At 46.0% G+C, this 12,959-nt stretch carries 12 protein-coding genes, 1 tRNA gene and 1 pseudogene; 7 read left to right on the forward strand and 7 right to left on the reverse strand.

What is annotated here, in order from left to right:
- Both WBA89_RS28305 and WBA89_RS28310 read left to right on the forward strand, forming a co-directional pair.
- The coding region (locus WBA89_RS28305) for a peptidoglycan-binding domain-containing protein (RefSeq protein WP_424410950.1) at nt 1-600 on the forward strand (600 nt) is incomplete at its 5' end.
- Nucleotides 601-730: 130 nt separating this feature from the next.
- Nucleotides 731-812 (forward strand) — tRNA-Leu (locus tag WBA89_RS28310).
- 6 nt (nt 813-818) lie between these two features.
- Here the strand turns inward: WBA89_RS28310 and WBA89_RS28315 are convergent.
- Nucleotides 819-1,067 carry a type II toxin-antitoxin system VapB family antitoxin gene (locus tag WBA89_RS28315; RefSeq protein ID WP_424410951.1) on the reverse strand — a complete coding sequence of 83 codons (249 nt, stop codon included), beginning with the start codon at nt 1,065-1,067 and terminating at the stop codon, nt 819-821.
- A 228-nt stretch (nt 1,068-1,295) separates the two neighbouring features.
- Here WBA89_RS28315 and WBA89_RS28320 point away from each other — a divergent pair, with 228 nt between their 5' ends.
- The 4 genes from WBA89_RS28320 (at nt 1,296) to WBA89_RS28335 (ending at nt 3,142) form a co-directional block, all read left to right on the forward strand.
- Nucleotides 1,296-1,634, forward strand: a complete 339-nt coding sequence (locus WBA89_RS28320) for a DUF433 domain-containing protein (protein ID WP_424410952.1) — start codon at nt 1,296-1,298, stop codon at nt 1,632-1,634.
- Between the two features lie 3 nt (nt 1,635-1,637).
- Nucleotides 1,638-2,000, forward strand: coding sequence for a DUF5615 family PIN-like protein (locus WBA89_RS28325; RefSeq protein WP_424410953.1), 363 nt, complete (start codon nt 1,638-1,640; stop codon nt 1,998-2,000).
- Nucleotides 2,001-2,437: 437 nt separating this feature from the next.
- On the forward strand, nt 2,438-2,791 hold the full coding sequence (locus WBA89_RS28330; protein WP_424410961.1) for a DUF6602 domain-containing protein: 354 nt from the start codon (nt 2,438-2,440) through the stop codon (nt 2,789-2,791).
- Between the two features lie 27 nt (nt 2,792-2,818).
- Entirely contained in the window at nt 2,819-3,142 is a 324-nt protein-coding gene (locus tag WBA89_RS28335; protein WP_424410954.1) for a hypothetical protein, read from the forward strand.
- A gap of 108 nt (nt 3,143-3,250) precedes the next feature.
- Here the strand turns inward: WBA89_RS28335 and WBA89_RS28340 are convergent, their stop codons facing one another.
- The 3 genes from WBA89_RS28340 to hetZ all read right to left on the reverse strand — a co-directional run bounded on the left by WBA89_RS28340 (nt 3,251) and on the right by hetZ (nt 8,137).
- Nucleotides 3,251-5,617 carry a transglutaminaseTgpA domain-containing protein gene (locus tag WBA89_RS28340; protein ID WP_424410955.1) on the reverse strand — a complete coding sequence of 789 codons (2,367 nt, stop codon included), beginning with the start codon at nt 5,615-5,617 and terminating at the stop codon, nt 3,251-3,253.
- 284 nt (nt 5,618-5,901) lie between these two features.
- The gene (locus WBA89_RS28345) at nt 5,902-6,963 is read right to left on the reverse strand and encodes a hypothetical protein (protein WP_424410956.1); all 1,062 of its coding nucleotides are present in this window, start codon (nt 6,961-6,963) and stop codon (nt 5,902-5,904) included.
- The gene (hetZ, locus tag WBA89_RS28350; protein ID WP_424410957.1) at nt 6,956-8,137 is read right to left on the reverse strand and encodes a heterocyst differentiation protein HetZ; all 1,182 of its coding nucleotides are present in this window, start codon (nt 8,135-8,137) and stop codon (nt 6,956-6,958) included. Before hetZ ends, WBA89_RS28345 begins: the two co-directional genes overlap by 8 nt.
- A 151-nt stretch (nt 8,138-8,288) precedes the next feature.
- Between hetZ and WBA89_RS28355 the strand changes: the two genes are divergently transcribed.
- Nucleotides 8,289-8,774, forward strand: coding sequence for a hypothetical protein (locus WBA89_RS28355; RefSeq protein ID WP_424410958.1), 486 nt, complete (start codon nt 8,289-8,291; stop codon nt 8,772-8,774).
- A gap of 166 nt (nt 8,775-8,940) precedes the next feature.
- Here the strand turns inward: WBA89_RS28355 and sds are convergent, their stop codons facing one another.
- The 3 genes and pseudogenes from sds to WBA89_RS28370 all read right to left on the reverse strand — a co-directional run bounded on the left by sds (nt 8,941) and on the right by WBA89_RS28370 (nt 12,743).
- Nucleotides 8,941-9,912, reverse strand: coding sequence for a solanesyl diphosphate synthase (sds, locus tag WBA89_RS28360; protein ID WP_424410959.1), 972 nt, complete (start codon nt 9,910-9,912; stop codon nt 8,941-8,943).
- A gap of 1,101 nt (nt 9,913-11,013) precedes the next feature.
- Nucleotides 11,014-12,102, reverse strand: a pseudogene (locus WBA89_RS28365) (RNA-guided endonuclease InsQ/TnpB family protein).
- Nucleotides 12,099-12,743 (reverse strand): IS607 family transposase, encoded by a 645-nt coding sequence (locus tag WBA89_RS28370; protein ID WP_424410960.1) that lies wholly within the window; start codon nt 12,741-12,743, stop codon nt 12,099-12,101. Before WBA89_RS28370 ends, WBA89_RS28365 begins: the two are co-directional and overlap by 4 nt.
- Nucleotides 12,744-12,959: the final 216 nt, after the last annotated feature.

Raw genomic sequence — 12,959 nt, forward strand, 5'->3', positions numbered from 1 at the left:
CCCGCCGATCCTGGTGCGTCTGCACAGCCGGAGGCAAATTCTCAAGGAGGTATGTTTAATAAGCCTTTTTATTCAGGGGAGCAGCAGCCTGTGAGAAAGGAAAAAACTATTTCGGCGGGTGCAGACGGGCCTGAAGTTGCCGCCATACAGCAGCGGTTGCAAGTTCACGGTTTCGAGACCGGGAAAATCGACGGTTCCTATGGTTCTCGCACCAAATCGGCTGTGAGTGCTTTTCAGCAGTCTCAGGGTTTGAATTCCGACGGCATTGTGGATAAACAAACTTGGACGGCTTTAGCAGCAGATCCGGTGTCAGCTCCTGAAAGTTTGCAAAGCAATGCTGCACTTCCAAGCGACGATCGAGTTCAGAAGAGCGATCGAGTTCCGACAAATCCTGCAACTGCTCTGACTAAAGGCGCGGCGGGTTCTAAGGTGAAGACGCTACAGGTGCGTTTGGAAATGCAGGGTTACGATCCGGGCCCGATCGACGGGATTTTTGGCGCTCGCACTGCTACGGCTGTCAAGAGCTTTCAGGAGTATAAGGGTTTGACGGCTGACGGCGTGGTTGACGAAATCACCTGGAAGGCGATCGGGCAAAACTAAGTGACGAGTTAAACATACGGAAAATTGCTGTGGCGATAACTCATGATTGAACCCGGTGTCCAAAAATAACCGGGTTTGTGGATCTTGACGCATGGCTTTGTGCTGTGCTATAATAGTTCGGTGTCTAAATGCGGATATGGCGAAATTGGCAGACGCGCCAGATTTAGGTTCTGGTTCCGAAAGGAGTGAAGGTTCAAGTCCTTTTATCCGCACTAAACTCAATGCTTTGTTCCGGCGCGAACATCTTCCCAAATTCGATCGGGATTTAAACCCAGTTCGTGCGCTTGATATTTTTCCAGAAATGCACCGAGAGATTCTCCAAAGCTAAGTTCGAGATACTGCGGTTGTTTGCGGCGTTGAATGTATTCGCGCAAGGCGATTTCAACTAAGGTTTCCAGCGAATTTTCTCGTTGTAGTTCGATCGCCTCTTGTAGCAGTGCCGTCTCCCCATTCAGGCTGGTCATCATTGGCTTTCGTCTTTTAACCGTTGTTTTAATAATACGATCGCCACCCGGAAAAAATCGATCGTATTATTATTGATGCAGTTAATCGACAAAGCGGCGGATGAGGGCGAGACAAAATTAGATTTGGCGGGGTTGGAGTTGGAAGAATTGCCGCCGGAGATTGGCAAGTGTACTCCGCTTGAGACGTTATAATCAGTATAATAGTAAATAGCTAAAAGAAGAAGTTTAGATATGGAACTGAATCAGTATTTTGATTTCTTAGCACCGGATGATATTCGGATTAAAGGACACCGCATCGGGATTGAGACCGTGCTGTATGAATATTTGCATCGGGAACGCACCCCAGAAGAAATTCAGCAATTTTATCCATCTCTAACTTTAGCAGAAGTTTACACAACTATTTTGTATTATTTGCTGAACAAGGAATCAGTAAGTAGATATATACAAGATTGGTTGGAATGGTCGCATCAGCAGCGAAAAATGCAAGCAGCAAATCCCCATCCGGCGACAGAAAGATTGCGAAAATTGAAGGCTGAACGGGAAAGGCAAACTGCAATCCAGAATACTTGAGAAATGGCGCTTAAATATTTGATGGATGAGAATGTTACGCCAATTTATACTACACAGCTTCGGCGGAAACGCCCCGATTTAGTAGTTTGGGCAGTGGGCGACATTGGTACACCTGCGAAAAGTACGCTCGATCCGGATATTTTGATTTGGTGTGAGGATAATGGTTTTATTTTAGTGACGAACAACCGCAAGTCAATGCCCGTCCATCTGGCAGATAATATGGCTGAAGGCAGACATATTCCAGGAATTTTCGTTTTGAACTCAGATTTAAGTATTGGGCAAAATATTGAGGAATTAATTTTGATTGCTGATGGTTCGTTTGATAACGAATACCAAGATCAGATCGTCCATCTCCCATTAACATAAACAGGACTGATCCACGAGTGGTCAGAAACCGGGTTTTTGCCAGAATTCTTGGTAAGGATCGAAAATTTAATAACTTCAGCACCTCATACAGTCCTCTCTCCTGTAAGTTGCGAGATAAAAAGGAGGCAGAGCCTCCGCACCTGCATTACCAGGCTCTTCCTGGTAACGAACAAAATCATTCCGATGCAACCGGAATTTATATCACATCTGGCTTGGGATTGCTATAGAATATGGTAGTGTTGCAATATCAGGGTTTTGATAAACGTGGGTCAACCATTTTACCCCCAAATTATCCTTACAATGCAGGACTAACTAGAATATTTTATTATCACCCTAAATAATGGAGGGGAGAGCCACGTGAACGAGTATCTTCTTCAGAGACTAAGAGCTGACGCAGCTCACTTATTGTGCTTAGCGAAAAATGAGGGAATGTTAAAATACCTGGGGTTAAAGGGCGCTTCCGAGAGTTGCTAATTGATAATATATTGTCTCCTTGGCTTCCACCAGATGTACATTGTGGAACAGGAATGATACTCGCAAGCAATAATGAGCGAAAAGAAGCAACCCAAGATGATGTGGTTCTTTATGCAAAAGGCATCTGTCCACCTGTTCTTGTCTCAAAAAATGCACCAGAAGGTATCTTTCTTTACAATAGTGTTTTAGCCCGGATCGAGGTTAAATCCTGCCTTAACAACACTGAATTAACTAAATTTGTTGTAGCGGCAAAAGAAATAGCCACCCTAAAACTCGATGTTAGAGACGGTTGTACGAATCAATTTACTGGAGCTTAAAATTTTTTATTTGCCTATAAATCCGATTTGAAATCTAATCAAGATTCAGAACTTAAAAGACTCATTTCTGCCATGAGTAAGCAATCCATTGATCCGTTATCCGGCATAGTGTCTATGCTATGTGTCCCAGGTCGAGGATTTTATAAAATTGGAGTAGAAAATGGAAAAAGAGTATGGCAAAAACACTTATCTAATGATCCTCTCGATCGTATAGCTTGGTTTGTTGCGTGTCTATCAAATTCATGTTTTCAATATCTTATAGAAAGACAGGGGCGTGATTGTAAAAATAGTCTTGAAGGTGGTGTTGGCTTATACCTCGATCACCGTTTCAAGGCTGTCAACATTACTTAACAAGGCGCTCCACTAAACGGCTTCAGTTGGGGAACGTCTAGAAATTGTAAAAACCCTTAAACAGCGAGTAGTGGTGCATCGATAGCAACCCTTACTGATACCGATCGCCTAAAACCAGCGTTTTTTGAGTTTCTTTAAGTGCGATCGCCTCAAATTCTCCACCAATTGCCGCAACTGACTCAAATTTCCTGCTTCGCCGCCATACTTCCACCGCACGTAAGCTTGCGAAACTTCCTCAATTACTTCGGCTTCATCAGTTGCACGATCGCGCCGCATTGTCTTTGCATACTCCAAAGGCGTTTGAGCTTTCTGCTTGGCAAATCCCCGGCTTGCCAAATCCTTCAGCATTTCCTGATAAACCCCCTCCACCGGCGGCAACTTCCCCAGCCAGCGGCGGTAGCGCCACTTGCGCCACCCTTGCCAAATTAACCAGCCAAGAAAGCCAAATGCGATCGCACTAATCAAACCAGTAAATAAACCCACCCAACCTTTAGCAAACTGTCCCAGAAACCAGCCCAGAATCAAACTTATCCAGCCAATTACAAAACCTATAACTGAATCCAGCCCGCTTCTGAGAGGAGTCGGCAGCCAACCTGCTAGCCACTTCCAAAACGATTCCAGCGCGCTAAAAGTTTGGTTGTCTTCCACCGAAGCCGGAATCAGCGGATAACCGGGAATCGGATTAAAACCAAACCAGCCGTTATTCGGAAAATATACCTCCGTCATCAAGAAAGCGTCGGTATTTTTGACAATATACAAACCTGTAAACGGATTGAATTCTCCCGTGTCGAAACCGCCAGCCAGTCGCGCCGGAATCCCGATCGACCTCAGCATAATTGTCAACACCGTTGAAAAGTGGTCTGGATATCCGCCTGTAACCTTTTTACCGTCTTGGGTTTTTTGATAACCAAACAGAAAACTCTCAACTAAATCTTCACTTTCCTCTAAATAAGGCAAGGCTTTGACAATTTTGTAATTCGGGTTTTGCTTCAAATATTGAGCTAAGTACAAAGCTTTTTCGTAAGGAGAATCGATCGCCCTGTCTGACTGGGATACTCTAGTTCTCGCCAACAAAATTTCTTCCGTTTTTTCTCGCACCTTTTTGGCAATTTTCGGCGGCACATCCAAATAGAACTTGCGAATATTTTTCGGGTAGTTAGTACCTGTTTCCCCCAACAAAGACCGATCGCGAAACGGCACGTTAGAAATCACCGTATAAGTCAAACCGTCCGCCAATTCTACAGGCGATCGCAAACCCCCTTCCGCATCAATCGCCACCTCTGTCGTCGGAAAATAAAGTTCCTTCGGCTTGTTTAAAGCCGGAATCAAATTCGGCAACTGAGCAAGAATAGTATAACTTTGAATCACCTCTTGAAAGCGGGGCGCATTGGGAAAAGGATTCAGATAAAATTGATAAGACCAGCGAGGTCGATTCACCGTAAAAGCGTCGTCGTTGCGAGAAATTTCCCAGCCTTGACCGGTGTATTTGTCAAACCCCAACACCCGCCAAAAACCCGCCGCCTGCGATCGTACCCGCATCACCACTTGAGGTTTCATTTCCCCCCGCAAATTTTGATTGATGCGCTGGTTGAAACCGTAATAAAAAGTAGAGTCCACCTCTCCGGGCCCTGTTTCTGGGTTTCGCCCCCTCCCTCCGCCAGTTCCTTCTTCATTTCCCCCTCTGACATACCCCGGATTGACAATGCTGCGCGAGTCAAACTCCCCCTGATATTCAATAGGAGCACTCACTGGAAAAGTCCGCAATTGATAGCCGGGGAGTCGCGGCAAAAACGCAAAAATAGTCAGCCCCAACCCGACTGCGATCGACAGCAGCAAACTCAAATACTTGGGGGACAAAGTAGCAGTAAATAGCGACCAATTGTTTTTTTTCTCTCTAGCTTCTGCAGCAGTAGGGATGCTTTCTGCCTTCGAGAGTCCCAAGCGCGATCGGTAATCCAGTACCAAAGTCGGCAGCGCTAAAGCCAAAAACGCCAACAGAAACGGCCCAAAAGTCAGCGTTTGACTGATAGTCGCCGCTACACTCAACAAAATTAGCCCGATGACGATCGAATATCCCAAATCCTTGCGGCGGGGCAAATCGAAGCTGTGCAGCACTTGAATGTTAATTAACAGTTGCGCCAAAACTAACCGCGTATCGTTTAACTCTCCCACCAAGCGGGTAAAAAAAGCAAATAGCGCCACCAGCATTCCAATAGCGATGCAGAACTTAGCAGCTACATTGCGATCGCGGCGGCGGTACCAACTCCAAGTTGCTCCCACAATACTAACAGGCACAGCCCACAGGTTCAGGGCTTCTTCAGCAGCAACGTCAGTAGCTACAATTCCCACAATTACTAACAACTGAACTAGGATTCGCAGCAGCAAAGAATCCTCTGTCACGGGCGGAGGCATTGCCTCAATCCGCTCCCACAGTTTACCCAAAACAGGTATATTTCGCAGGTTATCAGTTGTCATGTGCACCCATCCAACGATTTGAGATTTGAGATTTGAGATTTGAGATTAAATCCACAGATTTATCTGGGTTTCAACTAATATCTAAATCTTATTTCTCTGCCGCTCGATTTGAGATTAAATCCACAGATCGACTTCACAGATGAATCTGGGGGCTTTAACTAATCTTTAAGCTTTTTGGCTTTCCGCGACAGAATTCAGCAGATTGTATCTGTTTTTGTGTGAGGTCAAACCGCAGAGTAAAAAACGCAGTTAACTACTCTAATTTTACCTCAATAGTTGCTGTTTTATCCAGCCAAAGTTGGACGAATAGCAAACATCAGAGGTCTGGTATCGAAGTTTTGGAATTTAACTTCTAGCGCATAAGTCTTGTCAGGTTGCGGGTCAAACAACTCCACACTTAAATGCCCGGAATTCGGACGCTGTGCGGTTGCTTCGGCATCTCCTCCCTTGAGTTCCAAACTTCCTCCTCCTGGAAATTCGCACTCAACTCTCAAACACGGCCTTGGTGGTTCTGTGTTGCGGTTCGACAGGTATTGAGCCTGCAGATTCAGGGAGCCCAAAGCAGTCAGCCACTCCCGCGAAACAGGGGGCTGGTTTACAGGACAATTCAAAGTTAGAGACTCAATGATTTCTCGGGCGGCCAACAACGACATTAGCATTTGTTGATCGGTAGTTGCCTCGGAGTAATTCGGTAAATCTTCTACTTCTAAACCTGTAATTCCCCTGGTAGCACCTCTGAGTACGAAACCAGCTAATTGGTTGAGTTCCTCAGACTGGCCCGGAAACAAGCTATCTACAGCGCGAACTAATTTCGAGCCTTCCCGCAGCGACGACATTACCAGTTCCTGACAAGGTTCTAGCAGTTGAGCAAAAACCCCTTGGGCGATCGGAATTGGCAGGCGACCCCATCTAATATTTTGTAGTTGGGGGGTCCAGAGGTGCAGGGGGGGAACCCATTGGGGGACTGCATCGTCTGGATAGTCGTAGTCGTAGCTTTTGAGTTCTGTTTCCCAGGGGAACAGCGGCGGGTTCGATTCAATTTCGGCTCTAAGCCTCTCTTTTAACAAGGTCTGAAAACGGTCTTGCACGGTCGGTATTTCTCCAATAGTCAGGGGTTGTGCGGGTGCATTGTGCGCCCCGGCTTGATAATCGAGCGGGTCTGGTTCGTCCCATTCCCAGTATTCCACCCCGGAATCCTCTTCTGTGTCGTCCCACTCTTCTGAGGGAGTGGGTTCAGAGAGATTTTCCCGATCTTCGCTAGAGGCATTCGGGATTGGCGCCTGTAAGATCCAGTCTAAAAAATGGCGCTCGAAAGCCTCTGCATCCCTGTTCGTTTCGTTATTCATCAGTAGATGCCCCTTCTCCGGAATCTGAACGATTTCGCAATTCCCAGGCAAGTTCCAGCAATTTAAACCACCGTTTCTGTACCTGGGCTACCGTGCTGCCGAGGGTTTGCGCGATCGCTGACTCTGACAGACCCTGTTGTTTCAACTTTAGCAAACGCTGTCCCTCTGGGCCAATTTGTTCGCCAAAGGACTGCCACCCAGAAGGCAGCAAACCTAAATTTTTGTCTAAGTCTGCTTCCAGCCACTGGTGAACGAGTTCCCAGCGGTGCGACATGGCGAACCTGAGCAAGTGGTACTTGAAGCGCTGCTGCAAATAGTCTCTTTGGCGCGGAGTTATGCCCAGGATCGACTCTATTTCATTAGTCGGCAAGTCTTGCAAGCGCAGCACGAAGTAATCGGCGCATTCTTCTTGGTTGCGCTCTTTTAAGTAAGCGACTAATTCGTCAATTACGTTTTGCCGCAGAGATTCTGACTCGTCGCCTTGGGGGCGAATTGCAGATGAACCGTGTCCGGCCATCGCTTCCCGCACGGAGTGTACTGAGGTGTCGTTCCAAGTTTGGTCGGAATCCCAAGCCCCTCCATCGGCGGCTTGCTCCATATCTACAGAGGTTTCTTTGGGCTGCTGCTGGGAAAAGGTTTGGGCCCGTAAAATAATTAGTTGCTGGCTGCGGTTCCTGGGTAAGGGAATGCGCCGCTTGCCGAAGCGCTCTACAAAGGCCATGTACTCTGCTAGTTCTAAGCGAGTGCGGGGACTGAAGGTGGGCGGTAGTTGGGTTTCGCGCCGGAATGCTTTTAAGGCTTCGAGATAAAATCCTTGCAAGAAATCTTTGATCAGTTCTATTCGCGCTTGATAGCTAGACTGCACTTGGGGAGGGGTTATGTAGCGATAGACGATCGCGCTGAGGGTGCTGTGCAATTCTACTCGCCCGGGCACGGAGCCTAAATTGTAGTAGTGGAGGCATTGTTGCAAGCGGTGCTGAGCGAGGCTCTCGGCTGCACCTTCTATGTCTCCGGAGTCTTGAATCCGCTGGCTTTCTGTGCATATCCTGGTGACTTCTGCGGCGAGTCGCCCTGCTACATCTTGGTAGTTCTGCTCAGACGCGCGAGTGGACTTTTTTAGTTCGTCTAACAGCAGTTGAAATATGGTTTCCACGCTCTGGCAGATTTCCCGCATGAAGGTTTACAGCTAACAATGAAACTAGCACATCCTGGGACTTTATATTTGAGATTTTACATTTTATAGCGGGCAGCGCTGGGTATGACATACTTGGACGCGCACCTGTTACCCTAAAATTCTGAAGCTCAAATCTCTAATTAACTGACTGATGGATTTAGACCAACAGATTCAAGCACTGATCGAAAAAGCTCCGCCCGAGGGTTCGACGCCACAAATCTTAAAGGCGATCGCCCCGGCGCTGATTTTAATTGCCCAACAGCTACAGCACCTCGAATACTCGATCCTGCAGGCGGTAGACGAAAGCTGGGCGATCGTGGTTTTGAGCAATCTCAAGCAACCGGGACGACAGAAGAAGGTGATTTATGCTTTTCCCACTCTTCAAGATGCGTCCTCTGCTGCGGCGGTTGCGGCCGATCGCGTCAGACCGGTGCTTTTGCCTGTGACTCACATTTTATTTCAGACGATCGCCCTCGAAGGTCTAGACAGCATTGTTTTTTTTGAAAATCCCGGCAATCAGGAAGTAGGGACGGAAATCCCTCGCCAGCAAGTGCAGGAATTAATTAGCGTTTATTTGCAACAGTACCGATCGGCTTTACAGTCAAATTCTAGCAATCTCCCCCCGGATATTGCATAATATTGAGTCATTAGTTAGTTGTTATTGGTTAGTTGTTATTGGTTAGTTGTTATTGGTTATTAGTTATTGGTTATTAGCTATTATAATCAACAACTAACAAGTGACCACTAACAAGTGACAACTAACAACTAACAACTGACAACTAACAACTGACAACTGACAACTTCTAATAAAGTCGGCTCAAAACGTAATCTGCTAAATCAATCAAAGCTTGGCGGGACTCTGAATGTGGCAGCGCAGCCAAGTATTCGACGGCTTTGTGCGCGTGATTTGTTGCTAGTTCTCGCGATCGCACTATGCCTTGAGAATCTGCTACCAGTGCCAGAGCCTGTTCTATATCTCCTTCTTGAGCGAACTCGCGTTCTATGAGAACTTCCAAATAAGGCTTTTCTTCCAGGGCAAATAGCACTGGCGCTGTCAGATTTCCGCCGATCAGATCCGAGCCTGCGGGTTTCCCCAAAGTTTCTGTTGAAGCGGTGAAATCTAATATATCATCTACTATTTGGAATGCCAAACCAATGTTGCGACCGTAGTTGTACAAATCTTCGGCTATTTCCGCTGAAACCTCGCTCAAACATCCGGCTGCTTTGGAACTGTTGGCAATTAAAGATGCTGTTTTGTAGTAACTTTTTTCGAGGTACGCTTCGATCGACAAACTCGTGTCAAATCCATTTAGTCCCTGTTGAATTTCCCCCTCTGCTAAATCCATAATCACTTCCGAAAGCAGTTTGACTACTGGCAGGTTGTCCAGATTTGCCAAATGCCAGCTCGATTGAGCAAACAGAAAATCTCCCGCCAATACTGCCACTCGGTTGTTAAACCGACTGTGTACCGTCGGTACTCCGCGTCGCAAGTCCGACTCGTCCACCACGTCGTCGTGAACTAGACTGGCTGTGTGGATCATTTCGGTGATTTCCGCGAGGCGGCGGTGCTTTTCTGTGATTGGACGATCGGGCATAGTTGCCCGGGCCATCAACAAGACTATTGCGGGTCTCACCCGTTTTCCCTTTGTGCCGAATAAGTATTCTGCAGCCGCGTACAAGATGGGATGACGGGCACCCACTAACTGTTTTAAGTTTTCTGTCAACAGTCGCAGGTCTTCTTCAACCGAGGAAAATAGGACAGTGCTAGAGATCATGGATACGCCGACTCAAGCCGTAAAGTAACAAAATTTTACAAATCATATCTTTATTTTAAGGTAATTCTCTGCAATAGGGAAGAGAAATTTAAGCGGCCGGCACTGATTTGTCATCTGCAGCCCGATCGGAGTCACCCGACTAGCTGCTGCGAGTAGCCTGCCGCCAGAACACTTACCCCTATTGTATCGAATTGTTAAGCACACTGCCCATAAATCTGTAAATCCCAGAAACCCTGTGCTATTATAGGTATTAAGGATTTAAACAATTCTATACATTAAGTACGGGCAGCAGTCGATCCAGGCTGGCAAGTAGCTTTCAGATTCCTGTAATAGTTTCGCAGAGCCAGCCCGATCGCTCCGATCGCAGCAAAAATTTCTGGGACAGATTTTTAGTTCATTGCGACTAAGAATTTTCAGAAGTTAAGAATAGCGCATATTGTGCGCGGTAGCTCAAAGTAGCTAAAGTGGATGGTTTTACGCTGTTTGAGCATCTGTAAAGCAGTAAATCATTATTGACCCCGCCGAAAAACGGAAGCCTCCGCAGGGCTGTCGTGGAGATCCCAAAATTTTAGACTCCCGTTCCTGCTCCCAGATTCATCTGTGAGTGAATCTAAAATCTAAAATAGAAAATTTCAAATCGACAGACCGGGAAGGCCTAAATCTTCCCGCAGGTTTGATATAGAAAAGCAGTCTTCAGAACCAAGGCATTCATTGTCTTGGGTGCTGACTTAATGTCGTAGGTATTGAACTTGTCCTTCTCCTTCTCCTACTCGTCCTTGACTTTTGGTTATCATTATGGATTATCGCGATATTCCTCTCATTATTCCGATTCTGGCCGCCGGCTATGTAATGACTATTTATGTAGTGCTGATGTTGGCCGAACGCAGCTCTAAAATAACTCGATTGGGCGAGTAGTGCAGCGATCGCCCAAGCCGACCGTTGAGTAATGGGCTACTGGCTCTGAATTCAGAATATTCAATAATAACCGTTACATAAGACTTACCCAAAGCTACCCAGCTTTATACAAAGCTGGACTTTGAACCTTACTTCCTGTTTCATTCTGGCAGTGTCGGCACTCACCAGTCCGCAGGCTATCCCCGTCTAACTGACGGTTTTTGACAAATTAATTGCTGCGTTCAAATCGCGGTCAATAACTAAGCCGCAATGACTGCATTCAAACACTCGCTCCGATCAACTGAGTGTTTCCTTTTTAGTTCCACAGTTAGAGCAGGTTTTGCTGGATGGGAACCAACGGTCAGCAATTACCAGCTTTGAACCGTACAACTCGCATTTATAGGTTAACTGGCGACGAAACTCGAAAAAGCTCATGTCAGCGATAGACGTGGCTAGTTTATGATTAGCCATCATCCCTGATACATTTAAGTCCTCTACGACAATTACACCGTGGTTTTTGGCGAGTAGTGTCGTTAGCTTGTGCAAAGTATCTTTGCGGATGTTGGCTATTTTATTGTGCAGTCTAGCAATCTTGATTTGCGCTTTTTTCCAGTTACTTGAACCGATAAGTTTATGGCGGTTTAACCATTGCATTCTTGACAGTTTGGCTGCATATTTATTGTAGGACTTTGCACCCAAAATTACTTCACCTGTTGAGATAGTGGCTAATGCTTTAATGCCGAGGTCAACTCCTACAACACTTGCATTGCCTAACTCTTTCTGTTCTATGTCAAATCTGAAACTGATCAACCACCTGTCGGCTTGACGGGATATCGTACAAGACTTGATTGATACTTGCGGTAGCCTTTCATAAGTTTTCAGAATCCCAATTACAGGAACTTGAATTTTGTGGTTCCCCAAGATTTTGACTGTTCCTTCCAATGTGAAAGAGTCACGCCGCCCTTTCTTCTTAAACTTAGGTACGCCAGCAGTTTTTTTAAAACACCGCTTCCATGCTTCCCGCAATGCCATTAATGCCTGTTGCGGTGTAGATTTGGAGCATTCATAGTACCAAGCATTCTCCGACTTCACGAGTGCTACTAACAATTTGTGCAAGTCAATAGCTGTGGGAAATTTGAGTTTTTCGTTGGGATTGGTTTTATTGTGGTTGAGTATGTTTTTGGTCAGCCACAATCCCCAATTCCAAGCGTGACGCGCTACTCCACAATGCTTGGCTAACTGCGTTCGCTGTTGATTATTTAGTTTCAACTCTGTCTTGAATCCTAACAACATCATTGCTTTGCCTCGTTTACAGCAGCAGTCATGCCATCAATTAGCTTTTTGTTTTTCTTGCTTCTCGATCCGTAAAGACCTGCCGAAAACACAGTAATAAGCTCAATCATGTCTTGTACTAATTCCTGCTCAAATGTCACTTCCTCCGAAGTTTTGTTAATGATTACAACCTCTGTCTCAAACTCCTCACAGATAGCAAATACAAGCTCTGCACCGAATCGTAGCAACCTATCTTTGTGCGTTATCACCAGCCTTGCAACATCACCTTGCATGATGCGTTTTAGCAGTTTTTGGAGTCCTTTTTTTTGGTAGTTCAAGCCACTTCCTAAATCCTGAATTGTTTCGTACTGCCAACCGTTAACGCTGCTAAAAGCTTCTAAAACTTGGGCTTGACGGACTAAATCTTCTTTCTGGTCATGGCTTGAAACACGAGCATAGTTGATAGTTATGCGTTCATCTAGCTGCTTTAAATCTCTGGGCGTAATGCGTTTAATATCAGCTAGAAAGAATCTTCTTTGACCAGTGGGCGATCGCTCTGATTTAATCTTGCCAGAGTCGGCCTGGCGCCTTAAAGTCTTGGTAGAAACGCCTAATTCCTTTGCGGCGTCTCCGATACTGACCGTCACTTCTGATGTATTCTCCATCAACTCAACTGATACAGACTACACCATTATTCTTGCCCAATCCGGGAAGGATGTCAATAGATGTCTAAGAATTTAGTTACAGTTTCTTCCCCTAACTTAAATTTTTGATTTTCCACCTCAAGATTTCAGAACCATCTGGCCATCTCAAATCCATCAGACAGACACTTTAGGCGAAGGCACCGATTCTTCAGACACATCCTCCTGATGAGGAGGCAG

This window comes from Microcoleus sp., assembly GCF_049646505.1.
In the GTDB taxonomy this organism is placed as follows: domain Bacteria; phylum Cyanobacteriota; class Cyanobacteriia; order Cyanobacteriales; family Microcoleaceae; genus Microcoleus.